16 protein-coding genes and 2 pseudogenes are annotated in these 15,972 nt (G+C 62.9%); 14 read left to right on the forward strand and 4 right to left on the reverse strand.

The genetic code is table 11. The features are described from left to right. Positions 1-147: 147 nt before the first annotated feature. The gene (locus QWI20_RS11795; RefSeq protein WP_369305628.1) at positions 148-1,038 is read right to left on the reverse strand and encodes a LysR substrate-binding domain-containing protein; all 891 of its coding nucleotides are present in this window, start codon (positions 1,036-1,038) and stop codon (positions 148-150) included. A 221-nt stretch (positions 1,039-1,259) separates the two neighbouring features. On the opposite strand from QWI20_RS11795, the gene QWI20_RS11800 reads away from it, so the two are divergent. The 9 genes from QWI20_RS11800 to QWI20_RS11840 all read left to right on the forward strand — a co-directional run bounded on the left by QWI20_RS11800 (position 1,260) and on the right by QWI20_RS11840 (position 9,646). Continuing rightward, entirely contained in the window at positions 1,260-2,336 is a 1,077-nt protein-coding gene (locus tag QWI20_RS11800) for an ABC transporter substrate-binding protein (protein ID WP_369305629.1), read from the forward strand. A 108-nt stretch (positions 2,337-2,444) separates the two neighbouring features. Further along, a complete protein-coding gene (locus QWI20_RS11805) occupies positions 2,445-3,518 on the forward strand; it encodes an ABC transporter ATP-binding protein (RefSeq protein WP_369305630.1) in 1,074 nt (357 codons plus the stop codon). Further along, a complete protein-coding gene (locus QWI20_RS11810) occupies positions 3,505-4,377 on the forward strand; it encodes an ABC transporter permease (protein WP_369305631.1) in 873 nt (290 codons plus the stop codon). Before QWI20_RS11805 ends, QWI20_RS11810 begins: the two co-directional genes overlap by 14 nt. 6 nt (positions 4,378-4,383) lie before the next feature. Further along, a complete protein-coding gene (locus QWI20_RS11815) occupies positions 4,384-5,181 on the forward strand; it encodes an ABC transporter permease (RefSeq protein WP_369305632.1) in 798 nt (265 codons plus the stop codon). Continuing rightward, complete coding sequence (locus tag QWI20_RS11820; RefSeq protein ID WP_369305633.1) at positions 5,178-6,320, forward strand: NAD(P)/FAD-dependent oxidoreductase; 1,143 nt, start codon at positions 5,178-5,180, stop codon at positions 6,318-6,320. Before QWI20_RS11815 ends, QWI20_RS11820 begins: the two co-directional genes overlap by 4 nt. Beyond that, positions 6,310-6,693, forward strand: coding sequence for a (2Fe-2S)-binding protein (locus QWI20_RS11825; protein WP_369305634.1), 384 nt, complete (start codon positions 6,310-6,312; stop codon positions 6,691-6,693). The genes QWI20_RS11820 and QWI20_RS11825 overlap by 11 nt, the downstream gene beginning before the upstream one ends. Further along, positions 6,690-8,084 carry an FAD-dependent oxidoreductase gene (locus QWI20_RS11830; RefSeq protein ID WP_369305635.1) on the forward strand — a complete coding sequence of 465 codons (1,395 nt, stop codon included), beginning with the start codon at positions 6,690-6,692 and terminating at the stop codon, positions 8,082-8,084. The genes QWI20_RS11825 and QWI20_RS11830 overlap by 4 nt, the downstream gene beginning before the upstream one ends. After that, positions 8,077-9,258 carry an NAD(P)/FAD-dependent oxidoreductase gene (locus tag QWI20_RS11835; RefSeq protein WP_369305636.1) on the forward strand — a complete coding sequence of 394 codons (1,182 nt, stop codon included), beginning with the start codon at positions 8,077-8,079 and terminating at the stop codon, positions 9,256-9,258. Before QWI20_RS11830 ends, QWI20_RS11835 begins: the two co-directional genes overlap by 8 nt. Before the next feature lie 34 nt (positions 9,259-9,292). After that, entirely contained in the window at positions 9,293-9,646 is a 354-nt protein-coding gene (locus QWI20_RS11840) for a RidA family protein (RefSeq protein WP_065990810.1), read from the forward strand. Positions 9,647-9,708: 62 nt separating this feature from the next. Here the strand turns inward: QWI20_RS11840 and QWI20_RS11845 are convergent, their stop codons facing one another. From QWI20_RS11845 to QWI20_RS11855, 3 genes and pseudogenes are all read right to left on the reverse strand, one after another. Then, positions 9,709-9,951 carry a hypothetical protein gene (locus tag QWI20_RS11845; protein ID WP_369305637.1) on the reverse strand — a complete coding sequence of 81 codons (243 nt, stop codon included), beginning with the start codon at positions 9,949-9,951 and terminating at the stop codon, positions 9,709-9,711. 245 nt (positions 9,952-10,196) lie between these two features. Beyond that, positions 10,197-10,769 (reverse strand): annotated as a pseudogene (locus QWI20_RS11850) (nucleotidyltransferase family protein). Positions 10,770-10,825: 56 nt separating this feature from the next. Then, complete coding sequence (locus tag QWI20_RS11855; RefSeq protein ID WP_369305638.1) at positions 10,826-11,560, reverse strand: HAD family hydrolase; 735 nt, start codon at positions 11,558-11,560, stop codon at positions 10,826-10,828. Between the two features lie 130 nt (positions 11,561-11,690). On the opposite strand from QWI20_RS11855, the pseudogene QWI20_RS11860 reads away from it, so the two are divergent. The 5 genes and pseudogenes from QWI20_RS11860 to QWI20_RS11880 form a co-directional block, all read left to right on the forward strand. Then, positions 11,691-11,753, forward strand: a pseudogene (locus QWI20_RS11860) (kinase); the annotation flags it as partial. 178 nt (positions 11,754-11,931) lie between these two features. Next, positions 11,932-13,146, forward strand: a complete 1,215-nt coding sequence (locus QWI20_RS11865; protein ID WP_369305639.1) for a methyl-accepting chemotaxis protein — start codon at positions 11,932-11,934, stop codon at positions 13,144-13,146. Between the two features lie 9 nt (positions 13,147-13,155). Continuing rightward, the gene (locus tag QWI20_RS11870; protein ID WP_369305640.1) at positions 13,156-13,524 is read left to right on the forward strand and encodes a response regulator; all 369 of its coding nucleotides are present in this window, start codon (positions 13,156-13,158) and stop codon (positions 13,522-13,524) included. 23 nt (positions 13,525-13,547) lie between these two features. Then, the gene (locus tag QWI20_RS11875; protein WP_369305641.1) at positions 13,548-13,835 is read left to right on the forward strand and encodes a lipid asymmetry maintenance protein MlaB; all 288 of its coding nucleotides are present in this window, start codon (positions 13,548-13,550) and stop codon (positions 13,833-13,835) included. Between the two features lie 64 nt (positions 13,836-13,899). Beyond that, entirely contained in the window at positions 13,900-15,945 is a 2,046-nt protein-coding gene (locus QWI20_RS11880; RefSeq protein ID WP_369305642.1) for a chemotaxis protein CheA, read from the forward strand. Positions 15,946-15,972: the final 27 nt, after the last annotated feature.

Raw genomic sequence — 15,972 nt, forward strand, 5'->3', positions numbered from 1 at the left:
CGAAGACGCCAGTGCGGTCAGCCAATTTCTTCAGGGAACGACGGTAAGCCTTCGCGAGCAAGCTCGCTCCCACAGGTCGTGCACATTCACCGGAAGATCGGCAAGTGTCGGGATTTTTTCAAGCAGCGCCACCCACCCCCTTCAACCCTAAAACACAATATCCCGGTAGAACGCTTTCAGCGTATCAACGAACTCTTCGGACAATTTCGTCCGCACCTGGGCCGGGGCCCACATGACGTAGGTGGGGAAGAGGATCTGCGGCACGAACGGGCGGATGACGATGTCGCGGTGGCGATAATCCCGGGCCACCAGCGGGTGGGCGAGGGTAATGCCCATGCCCAAGGCCACCATCTCGCAATTGATCGCGCTGTACTGCGCCTCCACGGTCATGACCCGCTCCACGCCCGCCTGCTCGAACAGGCCGTCGACCAGTGCGCGGGTGCCGTCACCGTGGCACAGCGAGACAAAGGTCTCTCCCTCCAGGTCGGTGAAGGTGATCTCTTTCTGGCTCGCCAATGGATGAGCCGCCGGCAACACGCACACCGCCGCCACTTCGCTGAGCAGCTCGATCTGCTGACTGTCCACATCGCCGGGGTGCACCACGATCCCCACATCGCAGAACTGCGACTTCACCCATTGTTCGACGGTGGGCGAAGAGTTCACGTGCAACGACACGGTCAACTCCGGTCGCGACTCGGTAAACGCCTTCAGCACCCGGGGAATCATGCTCAGCCCGGTCGACGGCACCGCCGCCACCCGCAAGCGCCCCGTGCCGAGATTGCGGATGTTCTTCGCCGACAGCTTGAGGCTGTCCAGCCCGACGTAGGCGCGCTCGACCTCTTGAAACAACGCCTGACCCTCCTGGGTCGGAATCAGCCTGACACCCGCCCGCTTGAACAGGGTCAGCCCTGTGCTCAGTTCCAGCTGGGCGATCAGCCGACTGATGTTGGGTTGCGAGGTAAACAGCACCTCCGCCGCCGCGGTCATGGAACCCAGGCGCATGACGCTGCGGAAGGCTTCGATCTGTCTCAGGTTCATGTCGCGCTCCATATCAAATATGAATAACTAAGCCTTATATCCGTATTTGACCATATGGACACCCCGTCGCAATACTCGAACCAGCCACCCATAGCGCACATGAAGATGCGCCACCCCGCGATGGATTCGCCGGGAGCATGCACGCTGCATGCACGGCTTCGGTTCACGCCGAAGCGACTGACGCATTGTTCGATCTGCCCCACGCACTTCGGAGATAGTCTGTGAATAGCCTTGACCTTCCCTCAGCAGCACGACCGTTTCGTCCCTTCCATCGCAGTGCCGTGGCCCTTGCCCTGACGCTCGCAGCAATGGGTAGCACGCCGGCCTTCGCCGAGACCACGCTGTACGTGGCCGGGGTCGGCGGCTCCACCGAGCAGATGTACAAGAACCGCGTTATTCCGGCCTTCGAAAAACAGCACAACGTCAAGGTCGTGTACGTCGCCGGCAACTCCACGGAAACCCTCGCCAAACTGCAGGCGCAGAAAGGCCGTCAGCAGATCAACGTCGCGATGATGGACGACGGCCCGATGTACCAGGCGTTGCAGATGGGCCTCTGCGAAAAGCTCAGCGACGCGCCGATCTACAAGGACCTGTATCCGCTGGCCCGGCTGAGCCCTGAAGCCACGGGGATTGGCGTGGTGGCCACCGGCATCGGCTACAACGAGGAGGCCTTCAAGAAACGCGGCTGGGCGGCACCGGATTCCTGGGAAAACCTCACCGACCCGCGTTTCAAGCAACTGCTCGGCATGCCGCCGGTGACCAATACCTACGGCCTGCACACGCTGGTGGAAATGGCCCGGCTGAGGGGCGGCGGCGAAAAAAACATCGACCCCGGCTTCAAGGCGCTCAAGGACGAAATCGGCCCCAACGTGCTGGCCTGGGTCTCGGCTCCGGGCGAGATGGACGGCATGATGCAGAACGGCGACATCGTCATGGCGGTGTACGGCAGCGGTCGGGCCGTGGCGTTGCAGGGCACCGGCTTTCCGCTCAAATTCATCTACCCGAAGGAAGGCGGCATCGCCTTGCAGGTCGCCGCGTGCAGCGTGACCCCCAACGCGCAATCCGAACTGGCCCAGGCGTTCATTCAGTACGTGCTGTCACCTGAAGTGCAGGAGATTCAGGCGCGGGAGAATGGTTTTGCGCCGGTGAACCAGACCGTCAAGCTGCCGGACGACGTCGCCGCGCGCATGCCGTACGGGCCGGAGAAGGTCAACGCGCTGATCAAGGTCGATTGGGAAACCATCAATCAGCAGCGCAGCGAGTGGACCACGCGCTGGAACCGCACCGTCGAGCGATAGCGGTCGATCCACCGATCCCTTTCGCTGATCGACAGTCGCTGATCGGCTTACAAGCCGATCTTCCCGAGCACCCTTCTGGAGACGCAGGTCCGCCTGCGTGGCACGCCCATGGCATTTCTCACCCTCGAAGGCATCGTCAAGACCTACGGCACGTTCAGGGCCATTGACGGTTTGAACCTGGAAGTCCGGCACGGCGAGTTCATCGCCTTGCTCGGCCCGTCCGGGTGCGGCAAGACCACCACGCTGCAGTCCATCGCAGGCTTCGTGCAGCCCACGGAGGGCCGGATCGTCCTCGACGGCCGCGACATCACCGACGTGCGCCCGGAGCAGCGCGGGCTGGGCATCGTCTTTCAGAGCTATGCGCTGTTTCCGCACATGACCGTGGCGCAGAACATCAGCTTCGGTCTGGAAATGCGCGGCGTGCCCAGGGCCGAGCGCGGCAAGCGCGTCGACGAGGCGCTGGATCTGGTGCGCCTCGCGGGCCTCGGTGAGCGTTACCCGAAAGCCCTGTCGGGAGGGCAGCGCCAGCGTGTGGCGATTGCCCGCGCACTGGCGATCCGTCCGAACCTGTTGCTGCTTGATGAACCCATGTCCAACCTCGACGCCAAGCTGCGCGAGGAGATGCACATCGAACTGCGGGCGATTCAGCGCGAGCTGGGCATCACCACCATTCTGGTGACCCACGATCAGGTCGAAGCGATGACCATGAGCGACCGCATCGCGGTGATGCAAAAGGGCCGCATCGTGCAGATCGACACGCCCTTCGAAGCCTATGAGCGGCCGCATTCGCCCTTCGCGTCGGCGTTCCTCGGCAAGACCAACGCTTTCGCCGGCGCGGTACAACTGCGCAACGATCGTTGCTGCCACGTGCAGGTCCACGACACGCTGATGCACGTGCCCCACGAAGACCGCGCGCTGGGCAATGACGTCAACGTCTACATTCGCCCGGAGAAAATCCGTCTGGTGGCGGTGGGCAGCGGGCGGTTTTCCGGGCGCGTCAGGCTGCGGGTGTTTCTTGGCAATCTGTGGCTGATGGCGGTGGAAAGTCGCCTGGGGCTGGTGCACATGACCCTGCCAAACCTCGGCACACCGCCGCCGGAGGAGGGCAGCGAAGTCGGGCTGGACTGGTCGGATGACGACCTGCGTCTGCTGGACCGGGAGGTCGCCCATGGCCAGGTATGACGCCGAACGGGTAGGCGTGGCGCCGTGGCTGCTGAGCGGGCCGGCATTGCTGGTGTTCATCGCGCTGTTGCTGGCGCCCTTGCTGCTGACCGCCGTGCTGTCGTTGAACCTGTTCAGCGACACCGACGGCGTGGTGCCGAGCTACAGCCTTGGCAATTACCTGGAGGTGTTCAAGGACGATTACTTCCACGAGATCTTCCTGCGCACCGGCGGCATGGCCCTGACGGTCACGGTGCTGTGCGTGCTGCTGGGCATTCCGGAAACCATCATCATTGCGCGCATGGCGCCGCGCTGGCGTTCGCTGTTCCTGCTGGTGGTGTTGGGACCGCTGCTGATTTCCGTGGTGGTGCGGACCCTGGGCTGGGCGATTCTGCTGGGCAACAACGGGCTGATCAATGATGCCCTGCAAGCCCTGGGCATCACTGACCAGCCGGTGAAAATGCTGTTTACCCAGGTCGGCGTGGTCATCGCCCTGACCCACGTGCTGGTGCCGTTCATGGTCATTGCGGTCTGGGCGACCCTGCAACGGCTGGACCTTCAAGTGGAGTGGGCGGGCCTGTCCCTCGGGGCCTCGCGGCTGACGGTGTTCCGCCGGATCATCCTGCCGCAGATCATGCCCGGCGTGCTGTCCGGCTCGATCATCGTCTTCGCCCTGGCCGCGTCGGCCTTTGCCACCCCGGCAATCATCGGCGGCCGGCGCCTGAAAGTGGTGGCGACGGCGGCGTACGACGAGTTCCTCGGCACCCTCAACTGGCCCCTCGGCGCGGCCATCGCGATGCTTTTGCTGCTGGCGAATCTGATCATCATTCTGGGTTGCAGCAAACTGGCCGAGCGCCGGTTCAAGCAAGTCTTCGAGTAGCCGACCATGCACAAGAACGGATTTTTTTCGCTGCTGTTCCATGCCCTGTTCGTCACCTTCATCATCGCGCCGCTGGTGGTGGTGATGGCGATGGCGTTCACCAGCAAGGGCTACCTGTCGCTGCCCACCGAAGGCCTGTCGCTGCGCTGGTTTCGGGCGCTGGCGGACAACCAGGACATGCTCGACGCCTTCGCGCTGTCGATCAAGCTGGGCCTGGCGTCGGCGACCATTGCCGCGTTGCTGGCAATCCCGGCGGCATTGGCCATCAGCCGTTATGACTTTCCCGGCCGGGGCGCGGTGACCGGGTTTCTGCTGTCGCCGCTGATGATTCCCTCGGTGGTGCTGGGCATCGCGTTCCTGCGCTTCTTTTCCCTGGCGCAGATCGGCGGCTCGTTCTGGGCGCTGACACTGACCCACGTGATTGTCGTCCTGCCTTACGCGTTGCGCCTGACCCTGGCCTCAACCATCGGCCTTGAGCGGGACATCGAGCACGCCGCGCTGTCTCTGGGCGCCAGTCGCTGGACAGCGTTCTACCGGGTGGTGCTGCCGCGGATCCGCACCGGCGTGGTCGGCGGCTGGATGCTCGCGTTCATCCAGAGCTTCGACGAACTGACCATGACCGTGTTCGTCGCCACCCCCGGTACCACGACGCTGCCGGTGGCGATGTACAACCAGATTTCCCAGACCATCGACCCGTTGATCACGGCGGTGTCGACGGTGCTGATCGTCGGCACCTTGCTGCTGATGCTGATATTGGACCGAATGGTCGGATTGGACCGGGTCTTGATTGGAGAAGGCAAATGAGCCAAGCCACACAGAGCGTCATTCACTCGGACGTGATCGTCATCGGCGGCGGGCTGGTGGGGACGGCAGTCGCTTACGGCTTGGCCCGCAGCGGCGCCGACACCGTGGTGCTGGACCAGGGCGATGATGCGTTTCGCGCCTCACGGGGCAATTTCGGGCTGGTCTGGGTCCAGGGCAAAGGCCACGATTTACCGGACTATTCGCGCTGGACGCGTTCTTCGGCGAGCCGCTGGCCGGACTTCGCCCGGGCGCTGATGGCCGACAGCGGGGTGGACGTGCAGCTCCGGCAGCCGGGCGGTTTCCATATGTGCTTCAGCGACGAGGAGCTGATCGAGCGGCAATCGCGCCTGCAAACCCTGCAGGACGCCCTCGGCGACTACCCCTTTCAGATGCTCGACGCCGCCGACCTCAAGGCGCGCTTGCCCTTGATCGGCCCGTCCGTGGTGGGCGCCAGTTACACGCCCCAGGACGGCCACGTGAATCCTCTGAAATTGCTGCGCGCGCTGCACACCTCGGCCCAGGCCAAAGGCGCGCGGTTTTACGGCGGCATTCAGGTGGATCGCATCGACGGTGCAACCGGTGAGTTTTGCGTCACCGCCGGCGCTCAACGCTTCATCGCGCCTCGGGTGGTGCTGGCGGCCGGGCTGGGCAATCCGGGTCTGGCCCGCCAAGTGGGCCTGCATGCGCCAGTGGCGCCGAACCGCGGCCAGGTGCTGGTCAGCGAGCGGGTCCGGCCTTTTCTCGACCACCCGACCATCAACGTGCGGCAGACCGACGAAGGCACCGTGCAGTTGGGCGACTCGATGGAGGAGGTGGGTTTCGACGACAACACGTCAACCCACGTGCTCGAAGCCATTGCCCGACGCGGTGTCGCGACTTTTCCATTGCTGCGTGAAGTGCGGCTGATTCGTGCCTGGGCGGCGCTGCGCGTCATGAGCCCCGACGGTTTTCCCATTTATCAGCAATCGGCCAGCCATCCGGGCGCGTTCGTGGTGACCTGCCACAGCGGCGTGACCCTGGCCGCCGCCCATGCCCTGCGCATCGCGCCGTGGGTGATGGGCGGCGCCATGCCTGACGAGCTCGGCGTATTTGCCGGCGAGCGTTTCCTGACTGACAAGGTGTTTTCCCATGCGCACTGATCCGCTGTTTCAACCGGTCATGAGTGAAGTCAGGTCGACGCGGACTGTCTGCCTCAGCTTCAACGATCAAACCCTCGCGGTGCCGGCGGGCATCAGTGTCGCGGCGGCCTTGCTGATGTCCGGCATCAACCGCTTCCGCGCGACACCGGTGAGCGAATCGCCCCGGGCGCCGTATTGCATGATGGGCGTGTGCTTCGAGTGCCTGGTGGACATTAACGGCGTGCCCAACCGCCAGAGCTGCCTGATCGAAGTGGCGGAGGGCATGCGCATCCGCTCCCAGGAAGGCGCGCGGGACCTGATTTTCCAACCCGGCGATGTGCAGAACGCCGATGGGCAAACCGCCAATGTCCAGACCGTCGAGGTGCAGTCATGAATGATCTTTTTGGCGGTGTCGTGGACGCGGTGGACGTGGTCGTCGTAGGCGCAGGTGCCGCCGGCATGGCAGGCGCGGTGGCCCTGGCCGGGTTCGGTTTGCAGGTGGTGTTGCTCGACGAGCAGGGCAGTCCGGGCGGGCAGATTTATCGCGGCATTACCCTCGCGCCCCTGTCGCGAAGGGATCTTCTCGGCGCGGATTACGCCCACGGCAACGTACTGGCCCAGGCTCTGGCGTCGTCATCGGTGCGTTATGAAAAAGGCGCGGCAGTCTGGCAGGTGACCCGGGATCATCAGGTCAGCTACCTGCGCGACGGACGCTTGCACACGCTTCAGGCCAAGGCCGTGTTGCTCGCCACCGGCGCCATGGAACGGCCGTTTCCCATTCCGGGCTGGACATTGCCGGGCGTCATGAGCGCGGGCGCCGCACAGATTCTGCTGAAGAGTGCCGGTCTCGCGCCGTCCGAACCGGTGGTGCTGGCCGGCTGCGGCCCGCTGCTGTACCTGCTCGGCTGGCAATACCTGCGCGCGGGCGTGCCGATCAAGGCCTTGGTCGACACCACGCGGCCGGAAGACTACTGGCGGGCGCGGCGTCATCTGTTCGCGGCGATGCGCGCCTGGCCGTACCTGCGCAAGGGCCTGGAGTTAATGCGCAGCCTGCGCAGCGCACGCATCCCGCACCACACCGGCGCCGCGCAATTGGCGATCGAGGGTGACGAAGCCGCCACGGCGTTGACCTTCACCGTGGACGGCAAGGCTCAGCGGATCGACGCGCGCTGCGTGCTGTTGCATCAAGGCGTGGTGCCGAACATTCAATTCAGCCAGTCGCTGCGCGCACGTCATGTCTGGGACGCCGAGCAGTTGTGCTTCAGCCCGGTGATCGATCCTTGGGGTGAGCTGGACGTGCCGGGGATGTTTGTCGCCGGTGACGGTGCCGGCATCGGCGGTGCCCAGGCTGCGGCGCTGCAGGGCGAGTTGGCGGCGCTGAGCATTGCGCAACGGCTGGGCACGTTCGATGCCGGTCAGCGTGATGAACGGGCAGCGCCGCTGCGTGAACAGCTGGCGTTGAACCTGCGCATTCGGCCGTTTCTCGATGCGCTCTATCAGCCGAAGGAAGCGAACCGCATTCCCGCCGATGAAGTCATCGTCTGCCGTTGCGAGGAAGTGACGGCGGGGGACCTGCGCAAGTTCGTCGCGCTGGGCTGCGCCGGACCCAATCAGGCCAAATCCTTCGGCCGCTGTGGCATGGGGCCGTGTCAGGGCCGGATGTGCGGGCTGACCGTCACAGAGGTGATCGCCAAGGCGCGCGGTGTGTCGGCGTCAGAAGTCGGTTACTACCGCATTCGCCCGCCGATCAAGCCCATCACCCTTGGAGAGCTGGCCGGTGAGTGAGGCGCGGGCAAGGCACAGCGATGTGCTGGTGATCGGCGGCGGCATTCACGGTCTGAGCACTGCGTTGCACCTGGCTCAGCGCGGCGTTGAGGTCACAGTGCTGGAGGCTGATTACTGCGGTCGGCATGCGTCCGGGGTCAACGCCGGCGGGGTGCGTACCCTCGGCCGTCACGAGGCGGAAATTCCCCTGGCGCTGTCGTCCCGCGCCCTTTGGCACGACCTTTCGCAGACACTCGGCGATGACGGCGGCTTCGTGCCCAGCGGCCAGCTCAAGCTCGCTGAAACCGCCGCCGAACTCGACGAATGCCGACGGCGGGTCGAACACTTGCAGCGCCTGGGTTTCACCCATGAAGTGCTGATCGACGCTCAACAGGTGTTCGAGATCATTCCTACGGTTGCCCGGCATGTGGTGGGCGGCATCTGGGTCAAGGATGACGGCTACGCCATTCCCTACAGAACGGTGACGAGCTTTCGGCTGGCGGCAGAAAAACTCGGAGTGAAGGTGCTTGAAACAACGCCGGCCCAGCGCATCGAACAACGCGGCAGTGAGTGGCAAGTCACCACGCCCGTCGGGGTGTTCAGCGCCGGGCATCTGGTGATTACGGCCGGTGCCTGGGCGCGTGAGCTGGCCGAACAAGTCGGCGAATCGGTGCCGGCCCACCCCGAGGGCCTGATGCTGATGGTGACCCACCGCGTCGCGCCGTTTTGCGCGCCAGTGCTGGGGGCAACCGGTCGCTCGCTGTCATTCAAGCAGTTCGCCAATGGCACGGTGGTGATTGGCGGCAAGCTCATTGGCAGCGTGGACTTCCCGGCGCGCCACGGCGAAGTGGACCTGGCACAGCTCGGCATCAGCGCGAGGACCGTCACCGACCTGTTTCCCCATCTCAGGCACCTGGGCGTCAATCGCGTCTGGGCCGGCGTCGAAGCGTTTACCGCGGATGATTTGCCGGTGATCGGCGCGAGCCGCAAGGCCAGCCATCTCAGTTATGCCTTCGGATTCTGCGGCAGTGGTTTTCAGATGGGCCCCGGCACCGGCAAGCGCCTGGCGCAGCAGATCCTTGGCGAGCATTCGGACATTTCGCTGGAGGCGTTCGACATAGGACGCTTTGATGACGCCCGCTGTAAAACGCCACAGTTCGATATTCCGAGCGGCGCCTCTTTAGTCGTTCGATAAACCCTTAACACCCACCATCCCATCAGGAGTTCACATGCTGGAAATCAATCGCATCGAAACCAACCAACGTATGAGCCGTGTCGTGCAGTGCAACGGATTTACCTTCCTCGGCGGCCAGACGGCCACGGATCGCACTTTGGACATCAAGGGGCAAACGGCGCAAGTGCTGGAGAAGATCGACAACTACCTGGCCAAGGCCGGCCTCGATAAAACGCGGATTCTCACCGCGCAGGTCTGGCTGTCGGACATCGCGGCGAATTTCGCCGGCATGAATGAAGTCTGGGACGCCTGGGCACCGGAAGGGCACGCGCCCGCGCGGGCTACCGTCGAATCACGCCTGGCAGCGCCGGATTTGCTGGTGGAGATCACTGTGGTGGCGGCGGGCTGAATCAGCTGGCTGTATGAATCAACTGCGCCGGGCCGGGTTTGTTAATGGCCCGGCGTTGCCATTCAAGGGCTGACCGACGCTTCGGTAGAGTTGTTCACCAGGTGATTCTGGGTCGCGCGGCGCTGCTGGGTGATCAGCACCTGCGGCACCGATGAACAGCGGTATTTGATGCCCCGTCGGGTCGGCATTACGGCAACGCTCTCCATGCATTCTGCGCGGGTCGAATACGCCGTCGGCTGGCTCTCGTCCAGACATCCTTCCCCACCGGAACACATCGTCATTACGACCACAAAAATGCTATTCATTGCTCTCATTCCTTTTTGGCAAATCACGGCGCGGGACAGCGGGTGTGAGGCGATTTTGAGGGGAGGTGATGGCGGAAGGCAATGCGGTGAAAGTGCATTTCGTCGGGAATATGACGCTTTTGAATTTTTGATGGATTAGCGGGCAGTTTGGTAGTCGGTAAATTGACGTCACGTTTATTAAATGGGGCTGATCTGCTTAAGTATGGCGTCACTTAGACGCGCTGGCGCGGGTCTTATGAATCCTCTCAGAGACCGCAACCTGGCTCAACAATGCGCAACCAGTCCCAGCGTGCCTGATAGCTCTGCGCCTTTTTGCGGAACAGCGAGGGTTGCGGGAAGTTTGGGTTCATGCGCAAAACCCCTGGTTCCAGCTCATCCAATCCGTGGGGCGCGTAGAGCTCGCCAGTGTCTAAGTGCAAGCCGACGCAGGTCGAGCAGATGAGGAAGCGGTCGATGCCGTTTTTCGCGGACTGAAGCGGCGGGTAGTCATTGCCAAACCGGTCTGCAAACCAGAGATGCACACGCGCCTGATTGCGCAGTTCCACCTTGACGTCCAAGTCCTCAAAGAGCGACTGCGCCGCCACAATGACGCGGTTCTCTGCCTCCCATGAGAGGTCCTCGTCGAAATAGAACACGTCGTAATCATTCACGCCCCAGCCCGCCGGACGATCGGATAGCTGGTTTCAGACCGACTGGAACAGGCAGCCCGCGGTGAGCAGGGTCTGGTTGAGCCCCAGGGATGGCAGCCGCTCGACCAGTTGGGCGTTGATCGGGTTGGACAGGGCGAGATCAATGAGGCCGGAGGCAGTCAGTGTCATGTGGACTTCCTGGGTGGGGCAGCTTTGGCAGCGAGCTCTGCTTGATAAAAAACCGATCAAGGCGGGCCTGCGCGGGTGAATCTACCGCCGCTGTTTGCCTGGTCAAGCAGCGGCAGAACATCCTCCAGGGCATCGACGGTGGAAACGGGCGCAGCTTCCGACTGCGGCCAGGGGTGAAACCCGCTTAACCACACGGCCTTCATGCCAGCGGATTCAGCGCCTTTGACGTCGTTGATCGGATGATCGCCTACATACATGCATTCGCCTGCATCGAGCCCCAGCAGTTGAGCCGCCTGCAGAAAAATCCGCGGATCGGGTTTTCGCCAGCCTGCTGCCTCCGAGCTCATCAAATGCGTGACGTGCCGTGCAAAGGGGAGGCGAGCGACTGTGCGCTCGCGTGATCGCTGGGTGCCATTGGAAATGATAGCGACGGTGATGCCTTGTTCCAGCAGCGTATCGATCAGCGTCCGAGCGCCCGGCATTTCCACGGTTTGCGCCGGGAAATGCTCGACCCAATGCGCTGCCAGCCCCGCCACGTCCACCGGTAGCCGCCATGGCAGGCGTTCAACCAGCGCTGATGCGACAGCCATTCTGATAGTGGGGTGAGGACTGTCCGCTGATAGATAACCGCCGTTGTCCTGAGCGGCAATCAGGTGGGCGATCAGCGCAGGATCATGGCTGCCAAGGTGGGGTGCATACTCGCGCACAAACACTTTTGCGTAGGCGTCGATGCTTTGCTGGCGGTGTACCAAGGTGTTGTCGAGGTCGAACAAAACGGCGCGGATGGGCATGGGTGGCTCAACTCAAATATTGTCTTCAACGGGACTGATTTATTGGATCTTGAACACCACCGGAGGCGTTGGCATCCCTCATAGGAGTAAATTAGCCCTCTTTAGCAGCACAACCTATGGGGAGTCTTAAATGCTCATCGTCTTCAGTGGTTTGCCCGGCACCGGCAAGACGACCATCGCCAAGGGTCTGGCCGCAACGCCGGGGAGCTTCTATGCGGGGCCCGGCGTTGTCGCTAAACGCAGGCATCCTGCGCCGTAACGCGACAGTCATAAACCAGACGGAAGGCAGGGCGGTTAACTCAAGTTGTGACGCACTGGGCAGATAACCGTGATGTCAGTTACATACGCAGCATTGTTCAAGGATCGGACCCATGACTCAGCGTCAATCCAGCCCCATTTCCGCTCCCCGCTCTCGGCGCTTTCTCGGGTTCACCCTCATTCCGGTTGTGCCCGCCGTCGCCTGGATACTGTTCCAGTCGACCTCTCTCCCTAACGTCATCGCGTGTGCGGCACTGGTTCTGGTCGGCCTCGGCGCAGGAGCGTGGAGTGCTGTGTCCCAACGTGACGTGGTGTTGCGCGCCACTGCCCGGGCACAAGCGGAGCAGTCAGAAGCGGACGCGGCCAGCAACAGCATGGCCTCGCGGGTACAACTCGATGAGGTGTTGCTGGGCGCCATGCCGATCTGGGCCCGGCAGGTGGAAAGCTCACGGCATCAGACCGAAGAAGCGATTGTGAATCTGACCCATCGATTCATCGGGATCGCCGCGCGATTGCAGGAAACGGTTCAGGCTTCCCAGCGCGCCGCCGGCGAACTCGACGGGCAAACCGCGGACGGGGCGCTTGAAGTGCTGTCCCTCAGCGAAAGCGATTTGAGCCAAGTGATCAACTCGCTCAAGGCCGCTCAAACCAGCCGTGACCAGACCCTGGCCCAGGTGCGCGGCCTCACCGCGTATACCGGCGAACTGCGCACCATGGCCGCCGACGTGGCGGCGATTGCCGCGCAGACCAACCTGCTGGCACTCAACGCGGCCATTGAAGCGGCCCGTGCCGGTGAAGCCGGTCGCGGCTTTGCCGTCGTGGCCGACGCGGTGCGCAGCCTGTCGAGCAAATCCAGCGAGACCGGCCAGCAGATGTCGGCCAAGGTCGACATCATCAATAACGGCATCACCCAATTGGTGCACGCCGCCTCCAGCAGCGCCGATCAGGACAGTCAATCGGTGGCCGCGTCAGAAAACAGTATCCAAGTCGTTCTCGAGCGTTTTCATAACATCACCGGCCGCCTGGCCGAATCCGCGGACCTGCTCAAGCAGGAAAGCCGGGGCATTGGTGACGAGATGACCGAAGTTCTGGTCGACCTGCAATTCCAGGACCGTGTGAGCCAGATCCTCAGCCATGTGCGCGACAACATGGAAGACCTGCATGGCCACCTGCGACAGGCGAACGAGGCCCCGGATCAGGCGACGTCCATCGATGCCCGCCAGTGGTTGGCGCGCATGGACGCTACCTACGCCACCGACGAGCAGCGCCGCACCCACCGTGGCGAGACGCCTGTGCAGCAGAATTCTCAAGACATCACCTTCTTTTAGGAGCCCCTCATGGCGAAGAATGTATTAGTGGTCGACGACTCCAGCAGCGTGCGGCAAGTGGTAGGCATCGCCTTGAAAAGCGCCGGTTACGATGTGATCGAGGCGTGCGACGGCAAGGATGCGCTGCGCAAGCTCACCGGGCAGAAAGTGCACCTGATCATCAGTGACGTGAACATGCCCAACATGGACGGCATCACCTTCGTCAAGGAGGTCAAGAAGCTGGCCAGCTACAAGTTCACCCCGATCATCATGCTGACCACCGAGTCCCAGGAGTCGAAGAAGGCCGAGGGCCAGGCGGCGGGTGCCAAGGCGTGGGTGGTCAAGCCGTTTCAGCCCGCGCAGATGCTGGCTGCGGTGTCGAAACTGATACTGCCTTGAAACCTTGCGCGAGGGAGGCTGCGATGCCGATCACCATCGAAACACTGGACGACAGCACCTGCGTCAGCATTGACGGAGAGCTGACGATCTACACCGTGGCCGAGCTGGCGGGCGCGCTGTTGCCGCAGATGGGTGGAGCGCCACGCGTGAAGCTGGACCTCTCGCAGGTCACAGAAATGGATGGCGCGGGGCTGCAGTTGCTCGCGGTCATCCAGCGTGAAGCCGACAGCGCTGGCACCGCGTTAAGTGTCACCGGCCAGAGCGTGGCGGTCACGCAGGCCCTTGAGCTGTGCCGCAAAGCGGCCTCATAAACAGACCGCCACGCCAGCCCCAACCCGTTCATTGCACGTTCGTTGATAGACAAGGAAGGTCCAGGTGAGCATCAATCTCGACCAGGCACTACAGACATTCATCGTCGAGGCGCACGAACTGTTGCAGGTCATGGAGCAATCCCTGCTGCAGCTGGAAACCGAGCCCGCCGACCAGGATGCCATCGGCGCGATTTTTCGTGCCGCGCACACCATCAAGGGTTCCGCCGGTCTGTTCGGCCTGAACCCCGTCGTCAGCTTCACGCACATTGTCGAGGACGTACTCGACCGACTGCGCGACGGCAGTGTGGCAGTCGACACCGGGCTGATCGCGGTGCTGCTCAAGTGCGGCGATCATATGCTCGAGTTGATCAACGTCGTCGCCAGTCGTGGAGAGACGCTGCAACCTGCGGCCCTGGAACGCGAAGCGGCGTTGCGCGAGGCGTTGAGCACCTATCAGGCCCCGCACAGTACCTCCGACACCGGCGCTCAAAACACCGAAACCGGCTCTGCCGACACGTCAGCCGAGGTGCTCTGGCATATTTCCCTGCACTTCGGTGTGGACGTGTTTCGCAATGGCATGGACCCGCTGTCGTTCCTGCGCTACCTGGAAACCCTGGGGCAGATAACGCACGTCACGACCCTCACCGACACCATTCCGGCACTGGACAGCTGGGACCCCGAAAGCTGCTACTTGGGATTCGAGATCGAGCTGCGCTCGACGGCCAGCCACGCCACCCTCAACGAAGTCTTCGACTTTGTGCGTGACGACTGCGAAGTGCGCATCGAGGCCGTCGACGAAGCATCCCACAATGCTGTGTCCATCGGCAGCGAGTTGGTTGCTCAGGCGGAGCAGGGGCCATTGACGGCGTCGGCGCAGCGGCTACCGGCGACCAGTGAGCCAAAAACCCGGGACGGCAACTACGTGCGCGTCAATGCGGACAAGCTTGACGAGCTGATTAACCTGGTCGGCGAACTGGTGATCGCGAGCGCCGGTGCCAGCCTGTTGGCACGTTCCTGTCAGAACGACCCGCTGCAAGAGGCGACCTCGACGGTATCAGGACTGGTGGAGGAGATTCTTGATGGCGCACTGCACCTGCGCATGATCCCCATCGGCGACACGTTCAACCGCTTCCGCCGTGTGGTGCGCGACATCAGCCAGGAGCTGGGCAAGGACATCGAGCTGACCATCAGCGGCGCCGAAACCGAACTGGACAAGACCGTTGTCGAGAAAATCGGCGACCCGTTGATGCACCTGCTGCGCAACGCCATGGACCACGGCATCGAAAGCGCCGATGCCCGGCGCGCTGCCGGCAAGGCAGGGAAGGGCCATCTGAGCCTCAATGCCTACCACGACTCGGGCAGCATCGTCATCGAAATCGCCGACGACGGCAACGGACTCAACCGCGAACGGATCCTGGAGAAAGCTCAAGAGCGAGGCTTGGTGGCCAGCGGTGCGGTGCTTTCTGATCAGGAGATCTACAACCTGATTTTCGAACCGGGATTCTCTACCGCCGAGGCGGTGACCAATCTGTCCGGCCGTGGCGTCGGCATGGACGTGGTCAAGCGCAATATCACCTTGCTGCGCGGTACCGTCGATCTCGACAGTCGTCCCGGCCAGGGCACCGTGGTGCGCATCCGCTTGCCGCTGACCCTGGCGATCATCAATGGGTTTTTGGTCAGCATCGATAAGTCCACTTACGTGATCCCGCTGGACATGGTTCAGGAATGCATCGAACTGGACGAACACCAGCGCCAGTCGAGCCGCGACCAGGGTTACCTGGATTTGCGTGGCGAGGTGCTGCCGCTGGTGGACCTGCGCGAGCACTTCAGCCACGAAGGCAGCGCCGGCCGACGCCAGAACGTGGTGGTAGTGCGCTATGCCGAGCACAAGGCCGGGCTGGTGGTCGATGACCTGCTCGGTGAGTTCCAGACCGTGATCAAACCGTTGGGCAAGTTGTTTGGCGCACTGCGCGGCATCAGCGGCTCCACCATATTGGGCAGTGGCGCGGTGGCCCTGATCCTCGACATACCGGCGTTGCTCAACCAAATCGTACAACTGGAAGCCCGCACGACCCAGGCGCCTTATTCGCCAACCGTCGTCGCGCGCTGACGTATTTGCAACACCCTGGAGGCTCCA

Origin of the sequence: Pseudomonas sp. W2-17 (assembly GCF_041060445.1) — a bacterium.
GTDB lineage: Bacteria > Pseudomonadota > Gammaproteobacteria > Pseudomonadales > Pseudomonadaceae > Aquipseudomonas.

What these genes read in the sequence shown, in the direction of transcription:
- QWI20_RS11795 (WP_369305628.1), bottom strand. Translation starts at nt 1,038, where the DNA reads ATGAACCTGAGACAGATCGAAGCCTTCCGCAGCGTCATGCGCCTGGGT.
- QWI20_RS11805 (WP_369305630.1), top strand. Translation starts at nt 2,445, where the DNA reads ATGGCATTTCTCACCCTCGAAGGCATCGTCAAGACCTACGGCACGTTC.
- QWI20_RS11810 (WP_369305631.1), top strand. Translation starts at nt 3,505, where the DNA reads ATGGCCAGGTATGACGCCGAACGGGTAGGCGTGGCGCCGTGGCTGCTG.
- QWI20_RS11815 (WP_369305632.1), top strand. Translation starts at nt 4,384, where the DNA reads ATGCACAAGAACGGATTTTTTTCGCTGCTGTTCCATGCCCTGTTCGTC.
- QWI20_RS11820 (WP_369305633.1), top strand. Translation starts at nt 5,178, where the DNA reads ATGAGCCAAGCCACACAGAGCGTCATTCACTCGGACGTGATCGTCATC.
- QWI20_RS11825 (WP_369305634.1), top strand. Translation starts at nt 6,310, where the DNA reads ATGCGCACTGATCCGCTGTTTCAACCGGTCATGAGTGAAGTCAGGTCG.
- QWI20_RS11830 (WP_369305635.1), top strand. Translation starts at nt 6,690, where the DNA reads ATGAATGATCTTTTTGGCGGTGTCGTGGACGCGGTGGACGTGGTCGTC.
- QWI20_RS11840 (WP_065990810.1), top strand. Translation starts at nt 9,293, where the DNA reads ATGCTGGAAATCAATCGCATCGAAACCAACCAACGTATGAGCCGTGTC.
- QWI20_RS11845 (WP_369305637.1), bottom strand. Translation starts at nt 9,951, where the DNA reads ATGAATAGCATTTTTGTGGTCGTAATGACGATGTGTTCCGGTGGGGAA.
- QWI20_RS11855 (WP_369305638.1), bottom strand. Translation starts at nt 11,560, where the DNA reads ATGCCCATCCGCGCCGTTTTGTTCGACCTCGACAACACCTTGGTACAC.
- QWI20_RS11865 (WP_369305639.1), top strand. Translation starts at nt 11,932, where the DNA reads ATGACTCAGCGTCAATCCAGCCCCATTTCCGCTCCCCGCTCTCGGCGC.
- QWI20_RS11870 (WP_369305640.1), top strand. Translation starts at nt 13,156, where the DNA reads ATGGCGAAGAATGTATTAGTGGTCGACGACTCCAGCAGCGTGCGGCAA.
- QWI20_RS11875 (WP_369305641.1), top strand. Translation starts at nt 13,548, where the DNA reads ATGCCGATCACCATCGAAACACTGGACGACAGCACCTGCGTCAGCATT.